22 protein-coding genes are annotated in these 23,289 nt (G+C 73.1%); 11 read left to right on the top strand and 11 right to left on the bottom strand.

Annotated elements, in window-relative coordinates; all coding sequences use genetic code 11:
• Positions 1 to 4 precede the first annotated feature (4 nt).
• Genes ACIRNI_RS07950 through ACIRNI_RS07915 form a run of 8 tightly spaced genes read left to right on the top strand, consistent with a single transcriptional unit; the run spans position 5 to position 8,658 of the window.
• On the top strand, positions 5 to 976 hold the full coding sequence (locus ACIRNI_RS07950; protein ID WP_403549334.1) for an alpha/beta hydrolase: 972 nt from the start codon (positions 5 to 7) through the stop codon (positions 974 to 976).
• Positions 973 to 2,211 (top strand): aminotransferase class I/II-fold pyridoxal phosphate-dependent enzyme, encoded by a 1,239-nt coding sequence (locus ACIRNI_RS07945; RefSeq protein WP_403549331.1) that lies wholly within the window; start codon positions 973 to 975, stop codon positions 2,209 to 2,211. Before ACIRNI_RS07950 ends, ACIRNI_RS07945 begins: the two co-directional genes overlap by 4 nt.
• Complete coding sequence (locus ACIRNI_RS07940) at positions 2,208 to 3,176, top strand: ornithine cyclodeaminase family protein (RefSeq protein ID WP_403549329.1); 969 nt, start codon at positions 2,208 to 2,210, stop codon at positions 3,174 to 3,176. The genes ACIRNI_RS07945 and ACIRNI_RS07940 overlap by 4 nt, the downstream gene beginning before the upstream one ends.
• A 55-nt stretch (positions 3,177 to 3,231) precedes the next feature.
• The gene (locus ACIRNI_RS07935; RefSeq protein ID WP_403549328.1) at positions 3,232 to 4,719 is read left to right on the top strand and encodes an aminopeptidase P family protein; all 1,488 of its coding nucleotides are present in this window, start codon (positions 3,232 to 3,234) and stop codon (positions 4,717 to 4,719) included.
• The gene (locus ACIRNI_RS07930) at positions 4,709 to 4,900 is read left to right on the top strand and encodes a hypothetical protein (RefSeq protein WP_403549326.1); all 192 of its coding nucleotides are present in this window, start codon (positions 4,709 to 4,711) and stop codon (positions 4,898 to 4,900) included. Before ACIRNI_RS07935 ends, ACIRNI_RS07930 begins: the two co-directional genes overlap by 11 nt.
• A complete protein-coding gene (locus tag ACIRNI_RS07925) occupies positions 4,893 to 6,377 on the top strand; it encodes an amidase (protein ID WP_403549324.1) in 1,485 nt (494 codons plus the stop codon). Before ACIRNI_RS07930 ends, ACIRNI_RS07925 begins: the two co-directional genes overlap by 8 nt.
• Positions 6,377 to 7,189: a methyltransferase domain-containing protein gene (locus tag ACIRNI_RS07920; protein WP_403549322.1), complete on the top strand. Its 813-nt coding sequence runs from the start codon at positions 6,377 to 6,379 to the stop codon at positions 7,187 to 7,189. The genes ACIRNI_RS07925 and ACIRNI_RS07920 overlap by 1 nt, the downstream gene beginning before the upstream one ends.
• The gene (locus ACIRNI_RS07915; protein WP_403549320.1) at positions 7,186 to 8,658 is read left to right on the top strand and encodes an MFS transporter; all 1,473 of its coding nucleotides are present in this window, start codon (positions 7,186 to 7,188) and stop codon (positions 8,656 to 8,658) included. Before ACIRNI_RS07920 ends, ACIRNI_RS07915 begins: the two co-directional genes overlap by 4 nt.
• A 58-nt stretch (positions 8,659 to 8,716) precedes the next feature.
• On the opposite strand, the gene ACIRNI_RS07910 is transcribed toward ACIRNI_RS07915, so the two are convergent.
• The gene (locus tag ACIRNI_RS07910; RefSeq protein ID WP_403549318.1) at positions 8,717 to 10,066 is read right to left on the bottom strand and encodes an MFS transporter; all 1,350 of its coding nucleotides are present in this window, start codon (positions 10,064 to 10,066) and stop codon (positions 8,717 to 8,719) included.
• A gap of 44 nt (positions 10,067 to 10,110) precedes the next feature.
• Here ACIRNI_RS07910 and ACIRNI_RS07905 point away from each other — a divergent pair, with 44 nt between their 5' ends.
• From ACIRNI_RS07905 to ACIRNI_RS07895, 3 genes are all read left to right on the top strand, one after another.
• Complete coding sequence (locus tag ACIRNI_RS07905; RefSeq protein ID WP_403549316.1) at positions 10,111 to 11,316, top strand: aminopeptidase; 1,206 nt, start codon at positions 10,111 to 10,113, stop codon at positions 11,314 to 11,316.
• 176 nt (positions 11,317 to 11,492) lie between these two features.
• Positions 11,493 to 12,050: a helix-turn-helix domain-containing protein gene (locus ACIRNI_RS07900; protein ID WP_403549314.1), complete on the top strand. Its 558-nt coding sequence runs from the start codon at positions 11,493 to 11,495 to the stop codon at positions 12,048 to 12,050.
• Entirely contained in the window at positions 12,047 to 12,595 is a 549-nt protein-coding gene (locus tag ACIRNI_RS07895) for a helix-turn-helix domain-containing protein (RefSeq protein WP_403549312.1), read from the top strand. The genes ACIRNI_RS07900 and ACIRNI_RS07895 overlap by 4 nt, the downstream gene beginning before the upstream one ends.
• Positions 12,596 to 12,605: 10 nt before the next feature.
• On the opposite strand, the gene ACIRNI_RS07890 is transcribed toward ACIRNI_RS07895, so the two are convergent.
• The 10 genes from ACIRNI_RS07890 to ACIRNI_RS07845 form a co-directional block, all read right to left on the bottom strand.
• Positions 12,606 to 13,631 (bottom strand): MBL fold metallo-hydrolase, encoded by a 1,026-nt coding sequence (locus tag ACIRNI_RS07890; protein ID WP_403549310.1) that lies wholly within the window; start codon positions 13,629 to 13,631, stop codon positions 12,606 to 12,608.
• A gap of 21 nt (positions 13,632 to 13,652) precedes the next feature.
• The gene (locus ACIRNI_RS07885) at positions 13,653 to 14,513 is read right to left on the bottom strand and encodes a DUF6282 family protein (RefSeq protein ID WP_403549309.1); all 861 of its coding nucleotides are present in this window, start codon (positions 14,511 to 14,513) and stop codon (positions 13,653 to 13,655) included.
• The gene (locus ACIRNI_RS07880; protein ID WP_403549307.1) at positions 14,506 to 16,290 is read right to left on the bottom strand and encodes an isocitrate/isopropylmalate family dehydrogenase; all 1,785 of its coding nucleotides are present in this window, start codon (positions 16,288 to 16,290) and stop codon (positions 14,506 to 14,508) included. The genes ACIRNI_RS07885 and ACIRNI_RS07880 overlap by 8 nt, the downstream gene beginning before the upstream one ends.
• Positions 16,287 to 17,081 carry an alpha/beta fold hydrolase gene (locus tag ACIRNI_RS07875; protein WP_403549305.1) on the bottom strand — a complete coding sequence of 265 codons (795 nt, stop codon included), beginning with the start codon at positions 17,079 to 17,081 and terminating at the stop codon, positions 16,287 to 16,289. The genes ACIRNI_RS07880 and ACIRNI_RS07875 overlap by 4 nt, the downstream gene beginning before the upstream one ends.
• Positions 17,078 to 18,013, bottom strand: coding sequence for a hypothetical protein (locus ACIRNI_RS07870; protein ID WP_355354230.1), 936 nt, complete (start codon positions 18,011 to 18,013; stop codon positions 17,078 to 17,080). Before ACIRNI_RS07870 ends, ACIRNI_RS07875 begins: the two co-directional genes overlap by 4 nt.
• Before the next feature lie 31 nt (positions 18,014 to 18,044).
• Positions 18,045 to 19,478 (bottom strand): FAD-binding protein, encoded by a 1,434-nt coding sequence (locus tag ACIRNI_RS07865; RefSeq protein ID WP_403549304.1) that lies wholly within the window; start codon positions 19,476 to 19,478, stop codon positions 18,045 to 18,047.
• Positions 19,479 to 19,529: 51 nt separating this feature from the next.
• Positions 19,530 to 20,120 carry a YciI family protein gene (locus tag ACIRNI_RS07860; protein WP_403549302.1) on the bottom strand — a complete coding sequence of 197 codons (591 nt, stop codon included), beginning with the start codon at positions 20,118 to 20,120 and terminating at the stop codon, positions 19,530 to 19,532.
• A gap of 53 nt (positions 20,121 to 20,173) precedes the next feature.
• The gene (locus ACIRNI_RS07855) at positions 20,174 to 21,175 is read right to left on the bottom strand and encodes an NAD(P)H-dependent flavin oxidoreductase (protein ID WP_403549300.1); all 1,002 of its coding nucleotides are present in this window, start codon (positions 21,173 to 21,175) and stop codon (positions 20,174 to 20,176) included.
• A gap of 260 nt (positions 21,176 to 21,435) precedes the next feature.
• Positions 21,436 to 22,524 carry a LysR family transcriptional regulator gene (locus ACIRNI_RS07850; protein ID WP_403549298.1) on the bottom strand — a complete coding sequence of 363 codons (1,089 nt, stop codon included), beginning with the start codon at positions 22,522 to 22,524 and terminating at the stop codon, positions 21,436 to 21,438.
• Positions 22,442 to 23,287 carry a TetR family transcriptional regulator gene (locus ACIRNI_RS07845; protein WP_403549296.1) on the bottom strand — a complete coding sequence of 282 codons (846 nt, stop codon included), beginning with the start codon at positions 23,285 to 23,287 and terminating at the stop codon, positions 22,442 to 22,444. Before ACIRNI_RS07845 ends, ACIRNI_RS07850 begins: the two co-directional genes overlap by 83 nt.
• Between the last annotated feature and the right edge of the window lie 2 nt (positions 23,288 to 23,289).

Genomic DNA, 23,289 nt, shown 5'->3' with positions numbered 1-23,289 from the left:
CCCCATGTCACTCCTGCACCGCCCGGACGACATACCGGGCATGAGCGCCGCGGACGAGCGCGAACTGGCGGCCCTGCTGGACCTGCTGCGCGCCGACGAATGGCCCGAGGACCTCTTCGAGGGCCGGGACTTCTACGACCGGTGGGGCACGCCGGTCGCGGCCGACGTCCGGGTCTCGGAGTGCGAGGTGGGCGGCGTACCCGCGTACCTCCTCACCCCTCCGGGGGCCGACCCCGCGCGGATCGGCATCTGGCTGCACGGCGGCGGCTACGTGTTCGGTACGCAGCGCAGCCACGGCTCCATGGTGGCCGAGGCCGCGCGCAGCGCCGGCTGCGCCTTCCTGCACCCGCAGTACCGCAGGGCCCCGGAGCACAAGTACCCGGCGGCGCTGGAGGACGCGCTCGCCGTCTACAAGGCGGTGCTCGCCGAGGGCCGTGCGCCCGAGTCGGTCGTCGTCGCCGGGGACTCGGCGGGCGGCGGCCTGCTGTTCGCGTCGCTGCTCGCCGCGCGGGACCAGGGGCTGCCGATGCCGCGGGCCGCGGCCTGCGTCTCGCCGTGGGTGGACCTGGCCGGCACGGGCGAGACCTTCACGTCGAAGGAGGCGATCGACCCGCTCATCACGCGGTCGGTGGTGGACGACGTCGCGGCGGCGTACCTGGCGGGGACCGCGCCCGAGACGCCGTACGTCTCGGCGCTCTACGGCGAGGTGCACGGCCTGCCGCCGGTGCTCATCCAGGTGGGCGAGCGGGAGATGCTGCACAGCGACGCCGAGCGGTTCGCGGCCAAGCTGGCCGCCGCCGGGGTGCCGGCCACGCTGGAGGTGTGGCCGGGCATGGTGCACGTGTGGCACCTGCACCCCACGCGGCTGGCCAAGGCGCGTGAGGCGCTGGCGCGGCTGGGCGCGTTCCTGAAGTCGCCCGAGCGCGAGCCCGGGCCCGAGCGCGAACCCGAGCGCGAGCCCGAGGCGGTGCGGTGACCGAGACCGGCATCGAGGACGTCATGGGGCCACACCGGTTCCGGAACAACCAGCGCATGGTCCCGGCGAGCGAGTCCGCGTGGCAGCTGGCCGCCGACCACGGCATGCTCGACATCCGCGTCGACGCCACGCACGGCCAGAACCGGCTCCGCGACGTACGGACCGGACACGAGTTCCTCAACCTCGCCTCCTGCTCGTACCTGGGTCTCAACAGCCACCCCACGGTCGTCGAGGCCGGGGTGACGGCCCTGCGGGAGGAGCGGGTCACCGGGCTCGCCATGGCCGAGTTCCGCATCCGGCTGGACGCCGCGCACCGGGTGGAGGAGGAGCTGTCGGCGCTGTTCGGGACGCGGGTGCTGCCGTCGATCTCGTGCGGCGTGCTCAGCTCCGCCGTCCTGCCGCTGCTCGGGTCGGGGCACCTCACCGGCACCGATCCGCTGGTCGTCGTGTTCGACCGGTTCGCGCACTTCTCGATGAACTTCGTCAAGCCGGTCGTCGCCGACGAGACGCTGGTGCTGACCTGCCCGCACAACGACATGGACTTCCTCGAGGACGTCTGCCGGCGCTACCCGCGCGTGGCCTACGTGTGCGAGGGCGCCTACTCCACCGGCGGCCTCGCCGACCTGGAGGGCATCCGGGCGCTCCAGGAGAGGTACGGGCTGTACGTCTACCTCGACGACTCGCACGCGCTGTCCACGCAGGGCCCGTACGGCGAGGGCTACGCCCGCTCGGTGTTCCGGGAGCTCGACGAGCGCACCATGATCGTCGCCTCGACGGCCAAGGCGTTCGGATCCACCGGCGGCATCGCCATGCTGGGCGCCTCCAGCCAGTTCGACTTCCTGTACCGCTCCGGGCCGATGGGCTGGTCCCAGGGGCTGCGTACCGCCGCCATCGGGACGACGCTGGGCAGCATCGCCGTCCACCGGTCCCCCGAACTCGGCGTGCGCCAGCGGCGCCTCGCCGAGAACATCGCGCTCTTCGACCGGCGGATGAAGGACCGCGGCGTCCGGGGCACCGGCTCGCACATCAAGTTCGTCACCGTGGGCGAGAACGAGCGGGCGGTGCGGCTGGCCACCGAGCTGTACCGGCGCGGCTACTACTGCTCGGCGATGTTCTTCCCCGTGGTGCCGCGCGGGCAGGCCGGCATCCGGCTGATGCTGCGCGGCGACATGACGGCCGCGATGACGGAGCGCTTCGTCACCGTACTGGAGGACGTCCTGGACGGATTCGCATGACGCCGGCCGAGGCACCCGACTCGTCCCTGCCGCGCATCCGGGCGCTGGCGGGGGCGATGCGCGACGCGCTGCGCGACGGGGCCGTCGCGCGGATGCTGGTGCCGCCGCGCGAGACGGTCGAGGACGCCACGGGCGCGAAGTTCCTCTCCATGCCCGCCGTCTCGCCCGACCACGACCTGTACGTCAACAAGGTCGCGACCATCGTGGCCTCCCCGGTCGCCGGCCGGGGCTCGACCGTGACGTCCGTCGTGCCGATGTTCTCTGTCTCCACCGGCCGCTTCCTCGGCACGCTGGACGGCGCCACCGTCACCAACCTCAAGTGCGCCGCCGTCACCGCCCTGGTGACCGACCGGTGCGCCGCGCCCGGCAGCCGGGTGCTGGGCGTCATCGGTTCGGGCGTCCAGGCCCGCCGGCAGTTCCTCGGGGTGTCGGCGGTGCGCGACCTGGAGGAGGTACGGATCTGGTCGCGCACCCCGCGCCACGCGAGGGCCTTCGCCCACGACATCGCCGACATCGCCGACGCCGCCGGGGAGCGGCACCGCAGGCCGCCGCGCGTCGTCCTGTGCGACTCCGCCGAGCGGGCGAGCGAGGGCGTCGACATCCTGTCGACCGCGACCACCTCGGTGGAGCCGCTGCCGATCTCGGCACGGCTGCCCGACCACATCCACATCAACTGCGTGGGCGCGCACACCACCACCTCCCGGGAGGTGCCGGTGGCGTTGCTCCGCGACAGCGTCGTGATCGTCGAGGACCTGCGCACGGCGATCGCCGAGGCGGGCGAGAGCCACGCCGGCGCCCTCGAGCTGAGCGCCCTCGACGCACCCGGCTCACCCGGGGACCTCGCGCGGCGGCGGACGGTCTTCGCCTCCACGGGCTGCGCGTACCTCGACCTCATCACCTGCGCCCACCTGGTCCGTCACCCGGACGAGGCGGGGAAGTTCCGGGCGGCGGATCCCGCCCGTTGAACACACAGTCAGCCCCGGCGACGGGGACACCACCGCACAAAAAGAGGGACACACCATGGGCAACATCGGGCGGGAAGAGATCTCGGGAACGCACGACCGGGCGATCCCGGAGAAGTTCCTGGACTTGATGACGACCGGCTGGAGCAAGGACGAGATCGACGTCGCCCCGGTCCCCCACGTCAAGCAGCTCACCCGGCGCCGGGCGCTGCTCTCGGCGGCCTTCCCGGGCGACACCCTGGTGATCCCCACGGGGAACATCCGCTCCCGGACCTTCGGCGCGCCGTACGAGTTCCGGGCGGGCAGCGACTTCCTGTGGCTGACCGGCGACCAGGAACCCAACTCGGTGCTGGTCCTGCACCCGACGGCCACCGGGCACGACCCCGTGCTGTACGCGCAGCCGCGCTCGGACTCCTCGACCAGCGCCCAGTACCTGGACCGGATGGACGGCGAGATCTGGCACGGCCGGCGCCACTCGCCGCAGGAGAAGTCCGTCCTCTTCGAGATCGAGACGCGGGCCCTCGGCGAGCTGCCCAAGGTCCTGGCGTCGGTGGCCTCCTCGGACCGGCTGCGGGTGCTGCGCGGGTACGACACCGGTATCGACGGCGGCATGGAGCGCGGCTCGCTCCCCGTCACACCCGACAACAAGGAGCGGGACGCGCTGCTGGCGAGCGTGCTGTCCGAGCTGCGCCTGGAGAAGGACGAGTGGGAGATCGCGCAGCTCCAGGACGCGGTCGACGCCACGGTGCGCGGCTTCGAGGACGTCGCCCGGCGGCTGCGGCCCGACGCCCCGACGTCCGAGCGGTACATCGAGGGCGTGTTCTCCTGGCGTGCGCGCGTCGACGGCAACGGCCTCGGCTACAGCTCCATCGTCGGCGGCGGGCCCCGCTCCACGATCCTGCACTGGTCGCGCAACGACGCGGTGGTCGAGCCGGGGCAGATCCTGCTCCTCGACATGGGCGTGGAGAACGTCCACTGCTACACGGCCGACGTGACGCGCGTCCTGCCGGTCTCCGGAACCTTCACCCCGGCGCAGCGCGATGTGTACGACATCGTGTACGCGTCGCGGACCGCGGGCCTGGAGGCGATCGCCCCGGGCGTGGAGTTCGCCGAGATCCAGACGGTCTGCAACCGGGTCCTCGCGGAGGGCCTGCGCGGGCTCGGCCTGCTCAAGGGGAGCCTGGAGGAGGTGCTGGACCCGGAGACGATGGCGTACCGCAGGTGGTCGCTGCACGGCTTCGGGCACATGCTCGGCCTGGACGTGCACGACTGCGGGCACGCGCGGCCCGAGTACTACGGCAGCGGCACGCTGCGCGAGAACCACGTGCTGACCATGGAGCCCGGCCTCTACCTCCAGCCGCACGACGAGCTGGTGCCCGAGGAGCTGCGCGGCATCGGCGTGCGCATCGAGGACGACGTGCTGGTCACCGCGGGCGGCTCCCGGCTGCTGACGGAGAAGCTGCCGACGGCGTCGCACGAGGTGGAGGCCTGGCTCGCCGCGCAGCGCGAGGCCGGACCGCGGGAGCCGGGCGTCGATGGCGTCTGAGGGAGGGGCCGTAGCGGAGGAGTTCGACGTCCTCGCGGGCCGGCTGGGCATCGAGGTGCCGGCCGACCTCAAGGACGGCGTCGTGCGCGGTTACGCGGGCCTGCGGGCCATGACGGAGCTGTTGCGGGAGGTCCGGACGGACACCGCCGCGCCCGAGGTGCGGGAGGCGCCGGGTGCCTGACGGACCCACGGCCGCCGCGCCGCTCCACGAACTGTCGGTCGCGGAGGCGGGCGCGCTGCTGCGGGCGGGTGAGCTCACCTCGGTGGAGCTCGCCCGCGCCGCCCTCGACCGGATCGCCCGGCTCGACCCCGCGCTGCACGCCTTCATCCGGGTGACGGAGGAGACGGCGCTGGAGCGGGCCGCGGCGGCGGACCGCGAGCTGCGGGCCGGGCTCGACCGGGGGCCGCTGCACGGCGTCCCGTACGCGCTGAAGGACATCTTCGACGCGGAGGGGGTGCCCACCACCAGCGCCTCCCGGCTGCGCGACGGCCATCTCGCGGACGCCGACAGCACGGTCGAGCGGCGGCTGCGCGACGGGGGCGCGGTCGGCCTCGGCAAGCTGACCACGTTCGAGTTCGCGGTCGGCGGCCCGAGCTTCGACCTGCCCGTGCCGCCCGCCCGCAACCCGTGGAGCGGCGACCACGTGCCCAGCGGCTCGTCGTCGGGCTCGGGCGCCGCGGTCGCGGCCGGGCTGGTCCGGGTCACCGTCGGCTCCGACACCAGCGGGTCCACCCGGGGCCCGGCGTTCCACTGCGGGGCGGTCGGCCTGAAGCCGACGTACGGGAGGGTGTCGGGGCACGGTGTCCAGACGCTCTCCTGGACGCTGGACCACTTCGGGCCGCTGACCTGGACGGTCGGCGACGCGGCGGCGGCGCTGCGGGTGATCGCGGGCGCCGATCCGGCCGACCCGCGCACGCGCACGGCCGGTGCGGAGGTCCCCGACTACACCGCGGTCCTGGGCCGGGGCGTCGCGGGGCTGCGGGTGGCGTGCTCGCCCGGCTGGTACGCCGAGGACCCCGCGACGCTGCCGGAGATCGTGACCGGCATCGAGCGGGCCCTCGGGGTGCTCGGCGGGCTCGGCGCCTCGGTCGAGGAGGTCGCGCTGCCGCCGTACGACGTCTTCAACGCGTGCGGCCGCGTCATCTTCGCGGCGGAGGCGTTCGCCACCCACGAGGAGGATCTGCGGCGCCGCCCCCGGGAGTTCGGGCGCTACACCTACCAGCGGGTGATGCCCGGCGCCGGGGTCGGCGCGTCCGACCTGCTGCGCGCGTACGACGTACGGCGGTGGCTGCGGCGGCGGCTCGACGAGACCGTGTTCGACCGGTACGACGTGCTGATCACGGTGTGCGGCCAGACCACGGCCGCGCGCTGGGGCGACTTCCCGGAGAACTGGCCGCCGCCCAAGCTCGCCAACGACATGCAGACGATCCCGTTCAGCGTGACCGGTCACCCGGCGCTGTCCCTGCCGATCGGGTTCGCCGCGGACGGCCTGCCCATCGGTCTGCAGATCGTGGGGCGGGCCTTCGACGAGGCGACCGTGTTCCGCGTGGCGGCGGCCCTCGAAGCGGAGCTGGGGCAGCGCCACCGGCGCCCACCGGAACCGGCACCGGGACCGGCACCGGAACAGCGACCCGACGACACGGCGGTGGTGAGCTGATGGAAGAACTGGCGACCGACTACGCGTCGGGCCCGCTGAGCAAGGACACGGCCGAGGAGTTCGACCGCCTGCGGCTCCTCCAGGAGTGGGGCGACCCCGACACCCGGCGGGTGCTCCGCTCCGCCGGGATCGGGCGCGACTGGCGGTGCCTGGAGATCGGCGCGGGCGCGGGGTCCGTCGCGCGCTGGATGGCCGACCAGTGCCCGGACGGCGGTGTGGTCGCCGTCGACATCGACACCCGGTACCTCACCGACACCGAGCGGCCCCACCTCCAGTGGCGTACCGGCGACATCCGGGAACTCGACTTAGCGCCGGGCTCGTTCGACCTCGTGCACTCCCGGCTCACCTTCTGCCACCTGCCCGAGCGGGAGGCGCTCGTCGCCCGCGCGGCGCGGTGGCTGAAGCCCGGCGGCCGGCTCGTGCTCGGCGACCCGATGTGCATGCCGGCGGCCGGGTCCGCGTACGCGCCGGTCCGGCGGTTCTTCGGTGCCCTGGAGAAGGTCTGGGAGGCGCAGGGCTCGGACATGACGCGGTGGGCGCAGACGCTGCCGTCGCAGCTGGCGCGCGCCGGGCTGGTGGATGTCTCCGTCTTCACCCGGGCCAACCGCCTGGGCGAGCGCGGGCCTTACGGCGCGCTGGCGGCGGCCAACATCCGGCAGGAGGGCGCGTACCTGGTCCGCACCGGGCTGCTCACGCAAGAAGACGTGGACGAGGTAAGCGCGCTGTGCGCCGACCCCGGCTTCACCGACATCCGCTCCATCACCGTCTACGCGTGGGGCCGGGTGCCCGCAGGCCCCGAGGGCCGCTCATGACGGCATCCGGCCCGGCGGCGGCCCCCGCCGTACGCAAGGAGCTGTCGCCGCTGCGCCGGCGCGCCACGCTCGGCTGCATCCTGGCCGCCGCCATGACCGTGCTGGACCTGTCCATGACGAGCACCGCGCTCGGCTCCATCCAGGAGACGCTGGACACCTCGCTCGCCAAGGGCGCACTGGTCATCTCGGCGTACGCGACCGCCGAGCTGATCACCCTCTCGCTGAGCGCCTTCCTGACCCGGGTGTTCCGCCCGCGCACCTATCTCGTCCTGCTGGTGTGCGTGTTCGTGGCGGGCGCGCTGCTGTCCGCCGCCGCCTGGAACTTCGAGAGCCTGCTCGTGGCCCGCGTCGTGCAGGGCGCGGCGAGCGGGGCGATCATGCCGTTCGCGTACTACGCCATCGTCGTGCTGCTGCCGGGCGAGGAGCAGCCGAAGGCGATCTCGACGTTCTCGATCACGGTCACCGGCTCCTACGTCCTGGCTCCGATCCTGAGCATCACGCTCGCGGAGTGGCTCAGCTGGCGGGCGCTGTACTGCGTGGCCGCGCCGGTCGGCGCCGTCGCGCTGTGGCTGGCGCTGCCGGGGCTGCGGGACATGCGCCAGGACGAGTCGCCGCTCGGGCGCCGGGCGAACGCGGTGAGCATCGGCGCGGCGGTGGTGGGCCTGTTCTGCGCCCAGTACGCGCTGGACACGGGCCAGGGGCGCGGCTGGTTCGCGTCGGCGGTGGTGACCGTGACGGTGGTGGTGGCCGTGGCCGCCGCCGTGCTGTTCGTGGTGACGGAGCTGCGCAGCCGCAGCCCGCTGGTGGACCTGAGGCTGCTGCGGCTGCGGCCGTTCCTGTCGAGCTGCGTGTTCAACGTGGTGGCCGGGGTGGCGGTGTACTCCAGCTTCATCCTGATCCCCTTCTATCTGACCAACCTGGGCTTCTCGGTCGGCGAGATCGGCACCGTGACGCTGTACGGCGGGACGGTGCAGCTCGTCATCGCGCTGGGCCTGCCCGTCCTGCTGCGCCGCGTCGACGCGTACCTGGTGTCGTGCGCGGGGGCGGTGGTGTTCGCGGTGGCGGCGCTGCTGCCGTTCCTCGCCGGTTCCTCGCCGCCGTACGGCGTGATCGTGGTGGCGCTGATGGCCCGGTCCGTGGGGTCCGGTCTGCTGCTCGCCGCGCTGGGCCTGATGGCGACGCGGGCGCTGAGCGCGAGCCAGGCGTCGTCGGGGTCGCTGCTGTTCAACATGGCGCGCAGCCTGGGCGGTTCGGTCGGGGCGGCGTGCTGTGCGGCGTTCCTGGAGATCCGGGCGGCGCACCACATGAGCGGCGGCGGCGTGTCGGCCGTCGCGGGCCGCAGCCTGGGGCTGCGCGACGTGTTCGCGGTGGCGCTCGTGATCCTCGTCCTGCTGGCCGTCGCGCTGGTGGCGGGGTACGCGGCCGGCCGCGTACGGGCCCGGCGCGCGGTGCGGACGGCCGGTGGGTGACGCGTCGCGCCGCCGGGCGGTCCGTCGGCCACCCGGCGGCGCGTACGCACCGCCGTCCTCAGGTCAGTTCCCTGCCGCGCGTCTCGGGCAGCAGGATCGCCGCCGTGAGGCCGGCGATCCCGGTGGCGAGGATCCACAGCGTCGGGCCGATCGCGGATCCGGTGTGGCGGATGAGCCACTCGATCGCGAACGGCGTGAGCAGGCCGGTCAGCGAGCCGGCGACGCTGTAGCCCATCGACAGGCCGGAGTAGCGGACCCGGGTGGGGAACGCCTCGGTCAGCACCGCGGGTCCGGCGCCGGTGTAGAGGGTGAGCAGCACGGTGAAGAGGACGAACCCGGAGACGACCCCGAGGTCGGACCGCCCGCCCATGAGCAGGAAGCCGGGGTACGTCAGCGCCAGGCAGGCGATCGTGGAGTACAGCATCACCGGGCGGCGCCCCCACCTGTCGGCGGCGATGCCGACGAACGGGCACAGCACGAGGCCGGCGACCAGGCCGGCGCTGAGGCCGATGAGCGCCAGGTCGAGGTCCTTCTTCAGCGTCACGACGGCGTACGTCGTGGAGTAGGTGAGGAAGACGAAGGTGGCGGCGGTGCCGAAGAAGGCGAGCCCCCAGACGCGGGCGAGCGCTCCCTTGTGGTCGCGCGCGGCCTCGCGCAGCGGGCTGCGGGGGACGTCCCGCTGCCGCCGGAGCCGGGTGAACGCCGGGGTGTCCTCCAGGCGCAGGCGCAGGTAGAGGCCGACGAGCCCGAGGGGCAGCGCCACCAGGAAAGGAATGCGCCATGCCCATGCCAACAGTACGTCGCGGCCCAGCTCCCGGGTGAGCAGCGCGCCGAGGAGGGCGCCGCAGAGGAAGGAGAGCAGGACCGTGAAGGTCTGCCAGCTCGTGTAGAGCGCCCGCTTCCCCGGCGGCGCGTACTCGGCCAGGAACGTCGCCGAACCGCCGTACTCGCCGCCCGCGGAGAGCCCTTGCAGGGCGCGGCAGAAGAACAGCAGGATCGGCGCCCACACGCCGATGTCGGAGTACGTCGGCAGCACGCCGATCGCAGCGGTGGCGGCCGACATGAGCAGGACGACGGCGGACAGCGTGGACTTGCGGCCGATCCGGTCGCCCAGCGCGCCGAACAGCAGCGCGCCCGCGGGCCGCAGCACGGAGGCGACCGCGTACCCGGTGAAGGTCAGCAGGACCGCCGCCGTCTGGTCCTGCTTCGGGAAGTACAGCTCGGCCAGGACGACCGCGAGCGTGCCGTAGATGGCGTAGTCGTACCACTCGACGAAGTTGCCGATCGAGGCGGCGACGATCGGCCGGCGTCTGCCCGCACGGGCGGGTCCGGTCGCGGACGCGGACCCCGCTTCGGGGCCGGAAGGGGCGTGGAGTAACTCGGTCTTGGAATTTTTCCTGTCTGGCATAACTTCACTTTCCCATGCAGGAGAAGTGGCGTACAGTCCTTCCCATGGGGAGCATTGAGGAGTTCACGACAGGGGTCGCGGAGCTCGCCGTGACGGTGGGGGCCAACGTCCAGCCCGGCCAGATCGTGGTGGTGTCGGCCGAGCCCGGACACCTGCCGCTGGCCCGTGAGATAGCCCGGGCCGCGTACGGCCGGGGGGCGCGCTACGTCGACGTGGCCGTGTTCGATCCCCTGCTCAAGCGCGTCCGCGTCCAGCACGCGCGGCCGGACACGCTCGACTTCGTCCCCCCGTGGCTGGGCGACTCCGTCCTCGCCCAGGGCGACGCGGGAGCGGCCACGGTCCGCATCACCGGCCCGACGGAGCCGGGCGCCCTCGACGGGCTCGACCCCGTCCTGGCCGGTCGGGACATGCTCCCGATGGTCGCCGAGCGCCGTACGGTCATCAACGACCGCAGCATCAACTGGACGCTCGTGCCCGCCCCTTCCGCCGAGTGGGCGGCCCTGGCGCACCCGACGCTCGCCCCGGACGCGGCGCTGTCCCGGCTCGTCGACGAGCTCCTCCACATCTGCCGCCTCGACGAACCCGATCCGGCCGCCGCCTGGCGCACGCGCATGGCCGACCTCGCCGACGTCGGCGCCCGCCTCACCGCCCGGCGGTTCGACGCGATACGGCTCCGGGCGCCCGGCACGGACGTCACGATCGGCCTCCTGCCCAGCTCCCGCTGGCTGACCACCTCCATGCACTCGCGCGACGGCGTCCAGCACCTCGCCAACCTGCCCACGGAGGAGCTGCTGACGACGCCGGACCCGCTGCGCGTCGACGGCGTCGTGACCGCGACCCGTCCCCTCGTCCTGGCCGGCGCCACGGTCGAGGGCCTGCGGATCCGCTTCGAGGGCGGCCGGGCCGTGTCGATCGAGGCCGACAAGGGCGGGGCCGTACTGGAGGGGTACGCCTCCCGCGACGCGGGCGCCGCGTACCTGGGCGAGCTCGCGCTCGTCGACGGCTCCGGGCGGATCGGGCCGCTGGGCACCGTCTTCCACGAGACGCTGCTGGACGAGAACGCGGCCACCCACCTCGCGCTGGGCTGGGGCTACCTCGCGCCGGTCGAGGACCCCGCCGACCACGCGCGGATCAACACCTCGGCCATCCACGTCGACTTCATGATCGGCTCACCGGAGATGACGGTGGAGGGCCTGGCGGCGGACGGCACCGCGGTCATGGTCCTCGACCACGGCGTCTGGACGGTCTGACGGCAGCGCGCGGCGGGCGCGGCGAGGTGTGCCGGCGTCACGGGGGTGCGGCGGCACACCTCACCCCGCCTTCCGCGCGCTGCCTATTCTGGGCATCAGGGCCGGGCACCACACCCGGGCAGCACGGCTGGGCCTCCCGGCACAGCGGGTACGGAACGACGATACGGGGATGGCGCATGGACGAGCTCGTGGAACAGGTGGGAGGCAGACTCCGCCAGTTGCGCCGCGCCCGCGGCATGACGCTGGCCGACCTCGCCGACCGCGCCAACCTCACCGGCGGCTACCTCGCCAACGTGGAGAACGGGGTCACCACCCCGAGCCTCAGCGCGCTGTCGACCCTCGCCGCGGTCCTGGGCACGGACATGTCGGCGTTCTTCCCCCCGGCGGCACGCGAGACCGTGCACGTCCACCGCGCCGCCGACACCAACCACATGCGGGTGGCGACCGGCCGGGCCAGAACCTACACTGTCATGTCCGCGCGATCGGTCGCCCCCGCCTTCACCGGTCTGCTCGACCGGATCGAACCGCCGGAGACCACCGCGCCCTACTCCTGCTTCGGCGAAAGGCTCCTGCTCGTGCTCGAGGGCGAGATCGAGACCCGCATAGGGGCCACGGTCCTCCAGCTCGGCCCCGGTGAGACGCTGCACTACTCCTCCCACCCCGAGCACACGCTCACGGTGACCTCCAGCGACCCCGCGGTGATCCTGTGGGCCGTGACCCCGGCGATCCTGTGAAGAGACCCGTAGACGACCAGAGCACGCTCGCCGCCCGCGTCGGCGGCCAGCTGCGCCGCATGCGCAAGGAGCGCGGCCTCACGCTGGCGGCCCTCTCCCAGGCCTGCGGCGTCTCCGTCTCGTACCTCTCCGCGGTCGAGAAGGGCATCAACCACCCGTCGCTGCACACCCTGGCCTCCATCACCGAGGCCCTCGGCGTGAGCATCCCGGAGGTCCTCGCCCACGAGGGCCAGGAGACCCTGCGCCGCGCCAAGGTGCCCGACGGGCCGCGGGGCCTCAGCGAGATCTCGCACCCCCTGCTCTCGCTGCGCAGCTGCGTCGTCTCCGCCCTCCCCGGCGACCACGGCGCCTGCCCGGTCGACCTCGACGACCGGGGCCTGTTCGTCTACGTCGTCAGCGGCACCGTCGTCGTCCGCGTCGACTCCACCGACTACACCCTCGACGCGGGCGACGCCCTCGACGTGACGGAGCCGGGCGAGGTGTCCTGGCGCGCCGTCGAGGCGTCGATGGTGACGTGGGTGTCCTGCCCCGCCCAGCGCAACTGACGACCGCGGCTCACGTCAGCCGCACCGGATGCGGCAGGAGCGCACGGGCCGGCACCGGGCACCACTGGTCCCCCGCGGCGACCCGGCCGAACGCCTGGTCGCCGAAGTGGAAGGCGAAGCCGTACGTACGCGGCGCCCGCAGCCGTGTCAGCAGCGCGGCACGGGCCCGCAGGACGCCGTCGACGTCCACGTCGGGTCCGGACGGCCACTCGGGGTGGGACACCTGTGCCGGGGTGTGGAAGGCGTCGCCGAACACCAGGATCCGCCGCCCGCCCCGGGCCGAGACGACGTAGGTGGTGTGGCCCGCGCTGTGGCCGGGGGTGATCAGCGCGGTGACGCCGGGCCATATCTCGTCGCCGTCCTCGAACCGGCGCAGCACCCGCGACATCGGCACCATGAACCCCTCCCAGGACGGCGCCCCCACCTCCACCTCGCGGTTCCAGAACGGCTCCCACTCGGCCCGGGCCACGAGGTAGTCGGCGCACGGGAACGCCTTGCGCGGCCGGCGGCCGTGCCCGGTGAGGAAGCCGAGGCCGGTGTGGTCCGTGTGGAGGTGCGTGAAGGCCACGGTGTCGATGGAGCCCGGCGGCACGCCCAGCGCCCGGAGGGTGCGCAGCAGCGCTCCGCCACGGGAGACACCCAGCGAGGGCGCCAGCACGTTGGCGCCCAGGCCCGTGTCGATCAGCAGCCGGCGGCCTCCCCGCTCCACGAGGACGCCGCCCGCCGAGGCGGCGACGCGCCCGGAGGGCGCGAGCGCCTCGGGGTGTTCCCTCCAGTACGCGGCGGGGACGGCGGGGAGGAAACCGGTACGGTCCAGCTCCATCGCCGCGTCGACGACGTACGTGAGCCGGACGTCCCCCAGGGTGAGGGTGCGCACGGCCGACTGGTCACCCAGCGATCCGGTACGCGGCCGCGCCGCATGTGCCCTCGGGAGCGGACCCGTCAGGGACACGGCCATCGCCGCGGTGGAGGCCACCGCGGTGCGCAGCACTCCCCGCCGCGAGGGGGCGGGCACGCCGTCATCCGGCTCACTCATGGCAATCTCCTTGGCGCGTGCTCACGGCATCAGCAGGTTCATGGGGTTCTCCGACGTGACGGCGCTGATCTCGCGGTGCGTCAGGCCCGCTTCCCGGAACCACCGCTCGCTCAGGTCCAGCCATTCCTTCACGTCCGGCTGGTCGGGCTGTCCGAGGTCGGAGCTGAACACCACCCGCGGGTGGGCGTGGACGACCTCGGCGAGGTGCTCGACGCCCCGGTGCCCCAACAGCAGCGTCAGCGCGGTCAGTTCGACGTACAGCTGCGGCACGCGGGAGAGGTCGGCCAGATCTCCGGGGGTGAAGCCCGACATGGGGTGCGTGGCGTGGGTGAGGAGCAGGCGCGGTACGTCGAGACGGACGGCTTCGTCCACGATCCGCAGGGCCCCCTCCCGGTCGCTGTGCCCGGTCGCCACGACGACGGGCAGGTCACGGGCCGCCCGCAGCACCTCGCGCACGTCCCGGCGCAGCCGCCCGCCGGCGTCCAGGACCGGACCGGTCCGCCACCGGTCGGGATCGAGCCGGGGGTGGAACGACGTGCGGCGCAGCGCCGAGGTGTGCGCGGGGCCGACCAGGGTCGGGAGGTGCACGACGAGGCGGGCGGGGCTGTCCGGGCCGTGCGCGTACACGGCCTGCTCCACGGCTTGGGGCCGGACGCCGCCCGCCAGTTCGTTGAGGACGAGCGTGCCGGAGACCGGCAGCCCCTCCTGGCGGGCCTCCCACGCGCGGGCGGCGGTCGAGGTGAGGTGGCTCTTGAGCACCACCCAGCCGCCCACCTCGGCGTACGCCCGGCCCGCACCGGCGGAGGTCAGACGGCGGCGGTACAGGTCGGGGCCCGCGTGGTAGTGGACGTCCACCACCACGCGCCCCTCCAGGTCATGCACGGGAGGTCCGGGCGCCGTCGTCACCCCACGGCCGGGCGTAGCCGAACCTGCGGCGGGCCTCGTCGAGCCGCAGGCCCGACCCGACCGCCTCCGCGATCGCGGCCTCGGTCCGCTCCACGCGTTCCGCCCGCTCGGCGACCTCGGCGGCGTGCTCGGCGGGCACCACCAGGGCTCCGTTGTCGTCGGCGACGACGATGTCGCCGGGCCGTACGGTGACGTCGCCGATGAGGACGTCCCGGCCGGTCGCCGCGAGCTCCACCCGGTTCTTGCCGCTGACCATGGTGGCGCCGGTACTGAACAGCGGGTACCCGGCGGCGCGGATCTCGACGATGTCGCGGGCCGAGCCGTGCAGGGCGGTCCCGCGGATCCCGCGCCGCTGCGCCAGCTTCGTCAGCAGCGATCCCCAGTTGGTGCAGGTGGTGCTTCCCGCGTTGTCGACCACCACGAACGAGCCCTCGGGTACGTCGTCCAGGTAGTTGGCCGCGTTCCGGAAGCCCTTCTCGGCGGTGTCTACGGGCTGGTACGTGACGGTGAACGCGCGGCCCGCGGCACGGGCTCCGGGAACGCGCGGTGCGATGCCCGCGAGGACGCCGCCGACGCCGAGGCTGTCGAGCGCGTCGGAGACGGACGCCGTGTCGAGGCGGGCGAGCCGGTCCACCACGTCCTCGCGAACGCTCGGCTCTCCCCCGCGCGCGGCGAGTTCACCGGCCACCGCCCGCGCGACCTCCCGCGTACCGCTCGTACCGCCCATGTCGTACGTGACGGTCGTGCGCCGCGCGGCGACCGTGCGCACCGCCGCCCTGAGCTCGTCGCCCGGCACGGAGAGGTCCAGGTGGTCGAGCATCTGGGCCACGGCGAGCATCATCGCCATGGGGTTGGCACGGCCTTGTCCGGCCATGCCGGGGGCGCTGCCGTGCACGGGCTCGAAGTAGCTGCCGTGGTCGCCGATGTTGCCGCTGGGCGCGAGGCCGAGACCGCCCATGACGCCGGCGCCGAGGTCGGACAGGATGTCGCCGAACATGTTCTCGGCGACCAGCACCCCGAACCGCTCGGGCCTGCGCACCATCCACAGGGCGACGGCGTCGACGTTGAGGATCTCGGTCTCGATGTCGGGGTGGGCGCCGGCGATCAGTTCCAGGCGTTCGCGCAGGTGGTCGCTGCTGTTGCGCAGCACGTTGGGCTTGTCGACCAGGGTGAGCCGGGTGTAGCCGCGGGAGCGGGCGTAGGCGAACCCGTAGCGCAGCAGCCGGTCCATGCCGAACTCGGTCTGCAGGCGCAGCGTGACGCTGGTCCCGTCCGGTCCCGACGCCTGGGCGTTGGGGTGGTCGCGGACCACTTTCCACAGCGCGTCGTCCACGCCGCGCACGTCGAAGCCCGCGTACAGCCCCTCGGTGTTCTCGCGGATCACCGTGAAGTCGAAGCGCCCGTCGACCAGGTCGACGACCGGGCGGACGTTGGCGTACAGGCTCAGCCGCTGGCGCAGCTGGATGACGGGGGAGACGAAGGTGCGGCCGGTCCCCCGCAGCTCGGCGGGGAGTTCCTCCTCGGCTTCGCGCAGCGGCTTGCTGGTGATGGCGCCGAGCAGGCAGGTGTCGGTCTCCTCCAGGAGCTTCCAGGTGCGCTCCGGGACCGGGTCGCCTTCGCGGCGCCAGCACTCCCAGCCGATCTCGCCGAAGCGCAGGTCGAGGGGGAGACCGAGCTTCTCCACGACGTCGAGGGCCGCGGACGTGACCTCCGGTCCGATGCCGTCGCCGGGTAGGACAGCGACGCTCTTCATGTGAGTCCCTTCTCTCGCAGGAAGGCGCCGACGAGGGCGGACACTTCTGCGGTGCGTTCGAAGTGGGGGCGCATGCCGGCGCCCTCGATGACGTGGACGCGGTGGTGCGGTGCCGCGGCCGTGTGGGCCTTGGTGACGAGCTGCGAGTGGCTGCCGACGATCTGCAGCAGCGGGCCGGGGTGCGCCCGTACCGCGTCCGTCACGTCGACGCCGCACAGCATGCGCAGGCCGGCGGCGAGCCGGCGCCCGGCGGTCGGATCGTGCGGTGCCAAAGCGTCGTCGGCGTCGTCCTCGGTGTCGTCCTCGGTGTCCGGGCGGTGGCCGTGCGGCTGGACGCGCCGGTTGAGGAGGGCCAGGGCGTCACCGGAGCGGCCGCCGGCGGCCAGGTCGGCGATCTCCCGGAGCCGGGCTTCGAGGACGGCGTCCGTGCGGGCGGGTCCTGAGACGAGCAACGCGGCGGTGCCGGGAGCCACATCGGGGAGCAGCGCCTGGGCCACCGCGCCGCCGAGCGCGTTCCCGCAGAGCAGGTCCACGGGACCGTACCGGGTGAGGAGTCCGCGCCAGCGGGCGACGAAGGAGTCCAGCGAGTCGACCTCCTCGTCCCACAGGGAGAGCGTGTCCGCCACGGTCACCCGCAGGCCGGCGTCGGCCAGGACCCGGGTGACGGGGGCGAAGAACGCTCCGCCGTCCCAGCACGGGGTGACGGGGGCGAGGACGAGGGCGTGTGCCGTGCCGACGGCGGCCTCGGGTCCGAAGACCGCCGTCGGCACCGCGAGTCCGGCGTGGGTCACCGGACGGTGGCGAGGGTGCGCGCGGTGGCGATGCCCTCACGGTGGCTGCCGCCCAGCAGGTCCTTGCGGTGCTCGACCGGCAGGTCGTAGCGGCCCAGGACCAGGTCCGGCAGCGGCAGGGAGGGGGTGCCCTCCGGGATGGTGGCGAGGAGCAGCTCCGCCAGCTCCAGGGCGGGGCCCAGGTGGAGGCGGGCGGCGGCCTCGGCGTCGGTGCGGTCCAGGTGCGCCAGCCACTGCTCGGCGATGAGGTTGCCCGGGCCCTTGCCCATGCCCTGGATCGAGGAGTCCATCCAGGTCGCGCCGGCGGCGACGGCGCTGATCGCGTTGGCCAGGGCGAGCCCGAGGTTGTTGTGCGCGTGCAGGCCGACCGGGCCACCGGTGACCGACTTGGTCAGGGTGGTGAGGTCGGTGGTGTCCACGGGCGAGAGGCTGCCGTTGGAGTCGGCCAGGTAGACGAACTCGGCGCCGGCGTCGGTGGCGGCGGTCGCCACCTCGACGATGTCACGGCCCGCCCACTGGCTGATCCGGGCGAAGTTGACCCCGACGCTGAATCCGGTCTCCTTGGCCTGGCGTATGTACTCCAGGCCGCGCTCGTAGCCCTTGGACGGCAGGATGATGCGGACCAGGCGAGCGCCCGCGGCGTACATGGCGGGCAGGTCGTGCGCGGTGATGTTCTTCGGGTGCAGGATCATCGCGACTCTGTCCGGCCCGATCTCCCGGGCCACGGCGGCGATGTACTCGTCGTCGCCGCGACCGGTGAGCCCGAGGCCGGGCATCGGCAGGAGCGAACCCTTGCGGTAGGCGATCTCCACCCAGTCGAAGCCCGCCTCGACACTGAGCCTGGCGTGCGTGAGCGCGTACTCCAGAGGGAAGTTGAAGCCGTTGCGGTACCCGCCGTCACGGAGGGTGACGTCGATGTTGACGATGCTCATGGTTCCTCCAGATGAACTCGGGACTCGGAATTCAGGCGGACTGCCGGCCCGCGGCGTGGTGGGCGGCGAGCCGGCCGAAGATCAGCGAGCGCAGCACGGACGTGGCCGGCGGGTAGGCGTGGTAGTAGAGGCCGGTGGCCTCGCCCGCCGCGTACAGGCCGGGGATGGCGGCGCCGGAGGGGGTGACGACACGGCCGTCGAGGTCGGTGCGGACACCGCCGTAGGTGAAGCAGATGGCGGCGGTGACCGGGACGCCGATGAACGGCGCGGTGTCCAGCGGTGTGGCCCAGTTGGACTTCTTCGGCTCGATGCCCACGGTCGCCTTGCCGTCGAGGCGCGTCGGGTCGAACTCACCGGGGCCGACGGCCGCGTTGAACTCGGCGACGGTCTTCTCCAGCCCCTCGGCGTCGATGCCGAGCTTGCCGGCCAGCTCCTCCAGGGTGTCGGCCTGCTCCGGCGGCACGTCGCTGAGCAGCGAGTTCATGATGCCGGGGATGGCGAGCGTCTTGGCGTCGGCGATCCAGTACGCCTCCTGCTCCTGGTTCTTCCAGATCTCGTAGCCGACGTGCTCGAAGGTGTTGTCCCAGGTGTCGCGGCCCTCGTCGAAGAAGCGCTCCAGCTTTCCGTTGACGAAGATGCCGGTGCTGAAGCCGTACAGGACCGCGTCGGCCTTCTCGGTCCGGCGGTCGACGGGCTCGGCGTGGATGCCGTCGAACTGGCCCGCGGTGTCGGCGCCCAGCTCCAGCGCCATGCGCAGCGCGTCACCGCGGTTGTTGGTGATGCCGGGGGCGATCAGCGGCAGGTCGCAGGCCCGGTCGCCGACGTAGCGGGTGAGCATCTCGGTGTTGCCCTGGAAGCCGCCGCAGGCCAGGACGACGGCGCGGCCGGCGAGCCGCTGGGTGCGGCCGTCGGAGGTGCGGACCACGACGCCGTCGACGGAGCCGTCGTCGGAGGTGGTCAGGCGCAGCGCCTCCGTCTCGTAGCGGATGTCGACGCGCGGGTCGTTCTCCAGCGCGGCGCCGAGGTGCTCGACGATCGAGGCGCCGCCACCGCGGGGGCTGGCCGGCGGCGTCATGGAGGGGGTGCCGCCGTCGAAGGTGTGCGGCAGCGGGAAGTCCTCGAAGGCGATCTCGACGCCGTGCTTCTCGACGAAGCTCAGGGTCTGCGGGGTCTCGCGCTCGACGGTGCGGCAGTACTCCAGGTCGGCGAGGCCGCCGGAGACCCGGACGACGTGCTCGGCCCAGTCGGTGTCCAGCCGCTTGTCCTGGGTGATCCGCAGGAACGCGCCGGTCCAGCGGGTGGCACCGCCGCGCTCCTCCTTCGTGGCCCGCTCCAGGACGGCGATCCTGGCGGGGGTCTCGCGGCCCTCGGTGGCCTCGGCGAAGGACAGGGCGGCCGACAGGCCGGCGGCGCCGAACCCGATGACGATGAGGTCGTACTGTGCCCGGGTGTTCGAGCCTGACATGGTCTCTCCTCGGAGAAGGTGCGGTGGATACGGGCTTACGGCCTTACGGGCTCAGCGGTTCGGCGTGATGACCCGGCTCGTGCGGTAGAGCCGGTACTTGGCGCCGGTCGTGGTCTCGGCGAACGCCTGGTAGCGGCGGGTGAACTCGGGGTCCTCGAAGATCGCGTCGAACCGCTTCTGGTCCGTCCACGCGGCGAAGTTGACGATGGCGTCACCGTCGACGCTCGTCAGCAGGCGGGAGCCGCGGAAGCCGTCGGCGGTGGCGGCGACGTGCTCGACGGCGGAGGCGAGCGCGGCCACGCTGGCGGCCGCGTCGTCGGTGGTGGCCACGTTGATGAGCAGCACGCCCTCGTCCGGCTCCGGGGCGGTGACCACGCCCGGGCTCGCGTTGCGGCCCTCGAAGGAGATCCGCTCGTACGCGGCGATGCCGAGCTTGTGCCAGGGGTCGCTCTCGATGAGCTCGCGCACCTGGGTCTCGTCGAGGTCGGCCGTGACGATGACGGCACCGCCCTCGGGACGCGGCCCGCTGAGCAGGATGCGGCCCCGGTCTCCGTGCTCGCGCAGCCATGCCTTGTGCTCGGCCATGTGCGCGACGACGGTTTCGCGGGGGGTCAGGTACGTGAGCGTCAGTACGTGGATCATCGGGTCCTCTGCGTGGGTGGGGGCGGAAGGGGGACGGAAGGAAGCCGGCCCGATCAGGCGGCGGAGGTGGCGGGGGAGGTTGAGGTCTTCCGGGCCAGACCGGTGAGGATCTCCTCCGCGTCGGCCACGACGCCGTGGACGACCCGGGCGGCCGGCTGGATGTCCTGGATGAGGTCGAGCACCTCACCGGCGAACATGGCGCGCTGGCTGGTGTCGTCGCGGGCGACGGCGGCGGTCCACTCGGGCTCGACGGTGGCCCGCCGCGCGGCGAGTTCGGCGTCCCGCCCGGTCCAGGTGCGGGTGAAGTCGTTGCTCACGGCGCGGGCCTGGTACTTCTCGTCCCAGGGAATGCCGCGCACGACGTCGAACGAGCGGGTGTCGACGGTGTCCGCGGTGTGCGCGGACACCAGGTGGGACTTGAATCCGGCGGTGGCCATCGACTCCTCGGTCGCGGCGAACCGCGTGCCCATCATCACGCCGTCGGCGCCGAGCGCGAGGGCCGCGGCGAGGCCGCGGCCGTCCGCGAACCCGCCGGCCGCAACCACCGGCACCCGGCCCTGCGTGACGTCGAGCACGGCGGGGATGAGCGGCAGCGTGGCCAGCGACGCGTGGTGGCCGCCGGCCTCGGCGCCCTGGGCCACGAGCACGGACGCCCCGGCCTGCACGGCGACGGCGGCCTGCTCGGGGTCGTGGACCTGGACGACGACGTGGGCCCCGGCGTCGGCCGCGGACGCGACGTACTTGCGGACCTGCGCCGCGTCGCCGAAGGAGAGGGCGATGACCGGCGGGGCGTACCCGAGCACCTTGTCCCACAGACCGGGCCGCTCGTCGAAGGTGAACATGACGCAGCCGACGCCCCACACGCCGCCGGTCTCGGCGGCCTGGGCCACGTGCTCGTCGATGAACGCCGCGTCGCCGTAGCTGACGCCGACGAGGCCGAGGCCGCCCGCGCGGGTCACGGCGCCGGCGAGCCGCCCGCCGGACACGGAACCCATCGGGGCGCAGACGACCGGGTGGTCGATTCCGAGCAGTTCCGTCAGCTTGGTCGAGATCACGATGCTCCCTTGGTCCGGTCAGCCGGCGATAAAAAATGCCGGAGAATTCCCGCTCGAATTCCACGAGGAAGAAAGGCGGGACCGCGTCGATTTGACGTTCACGAGATTAGCTTCGGCGCCTGCGGCCCGTCCAAGACGCAAACCGCGTGACAGCCATAACCAGGCACCTATACCGCCTGGCGGCGGAAACAAGAAAGGCCTGTGAGCCGAGCCGGTATTGCTCGGATCACAGGCGGGTCCGCCGGGGGGAGAGGCGGGGGTTACTCGGTGAGGAACGCCCAGCCGCGCTCCGCCGAGACCTCTTGCAGGACGCGGGCGGTGCGGCTGCCGCCGAGTGCGGTGACGGCGAGGCGTTCGCGCGGCGGCCGGGTGGTGGGCAGTGGCCGCCAGACCAGGTGCGGCTCCCGCTCCACCGCGCGGCGCGGACGCAGGGCGACCAGGTCGGCGGTGGTCTGCAGGGCGTGCAGGAAGAGGGCGTGCTGGTCATGGTCGACGCGATGCAGCACCACGTCCCAGCCGAGCCTGGCCAGATGCGCCGGCACGGTGTCCGCGAACCCCGGCGCGCAGCCCTCTTCGTACCAGAGGAGTCGCTGCCGGGCGAGGTCCCTCCAGGTCAGCTCGGCGCCGGCGGCGAGCGCGTGCTCTCGCGCCATGACGACGCCGAGCGGCTCGTCCCGGACCACGGCGCGCACCACGTGCGTCATCGGGAACGGCAGACGCACGATGCCGAAGGCGATCTCGCCGTGCCGCAGCAGTTCGCCCTGGTCCGCCGCGCCCACCGATCGCATGCGCAGCTTCGCGCCGGCCTCGCGACCGCCGTGCGGGCGGGTGCCGTGCGCGCGGCCGCCGTGCGCGTGGCCGCCGTGCGCGTGGCCGCCGTGTCCGTGGCCGCCGGACAGGGCGTGCTGCACCTCGATGAGGACGTCCGCCGGCACTCCGCCGCACACCCCGACAGGCCAGACCCTCGGTGCGGGAGCGGCCGCGGCGATGGCGGAGCGCAGCTGGCCCGGAATTCCCTGGATTTCTCTGAGAAAGGCGCGGCCGCCGGCCGTCAGTTCAACACCTCGGGAACTCCGGATGAACAGCGCGGCACCGACGCGCTGTTCAAGGCGCCGAATTTGCTGACTGAGGCTCGGCTGGGATATTCGGAGCTCCTGGGCTGCGGCCGATACGGTTCCCGCGCGCACCACGGCCAGAAAATACCGGAGATGTCGCATGTCGAAATCGTCGACGTCGCGCGCATCGGTGATCGCCCGGAATACGACCTCACCCGTCGGATCGGGGCCCTGCGCGTCGAGGTCCGCCCGACCCGGGGTGCGTCGACCTGTCCACTCGTCCAGCACGCTCATCCGCTTCCTCCCACGTGTCGCCGCCCCTGCCCCGCGCAGGGACGCACCCACCCGACCCCGGGCATGCCCGGGCCCAGGTGCAGCATGTCAGAAAATTCGTTCCCGAAGGTATTTTTTTAGCGCCTGAAAAAGCCTCGGCAGATTGGTCAACCTCGCCACCCCCGTGCGCGTAACCCTGCCCCTCCACCCCCGACAGCGCCGCGAAGAGCAGCCGCCACAGCGGCTCCCCGCCGGGCCCGCCCTCGTCCCCGGCGCTCCCGGCGGGCGCGTGCAGCAGCCCGTACATCACGATCACCAGCAGGCGGGCGACGAGCCGCGGCGAGTACGCGGGAAAGCCGCTGTCCCGCTGCGCCCGGCGGACCAGGTCCATCAGGACGTCGTGCACCTCGACGAGGACGTCGGAGAGCGCCCGCGCCAGGACCGGGCAGTCGGCCGCCAGCCGCACGGTGGCCCGCAGCCGTACGTCCGACTGCAACCGGCCGGAGAACCCCGTGACGACGCCTTCGAGGACGCACCCGGCGTCCACGCCGGAGGTGTCGCACTCGGCCCGCAGGCTCGTCCAGGCGTGCCGGGACTCGGCGATCAGGGCCCCGGCCAGCGACTTCTTCGAGGGGAAGTGTCCGTAGAGCGCGCCCTTCGTCATGCCGATGCGCTCGGCCACCGCGCCGAGGGTGGCCCGGCTGTAGCCCTCCGAGGCGAACACCTCGGCGGCGGCCGTCAGCACCTTCTCCCTCGTACGCCGCGCCCGTTCCTGTTTGGCCATGT

It is taken from the genome of Streptomyces sp. NPDC093546 (assembly GCF_044765045.1).
Classification (GTDB): domain Bacteria; phylum Actinomycetota; class Actinomycetes; order Streptomycetales; family Streptomycetaceae; genus Streptomyces.
Note: the sequence above shows the minus strand (reverse complement) of the source record. Positions and strands in the feature narration are given on the sequence as shown.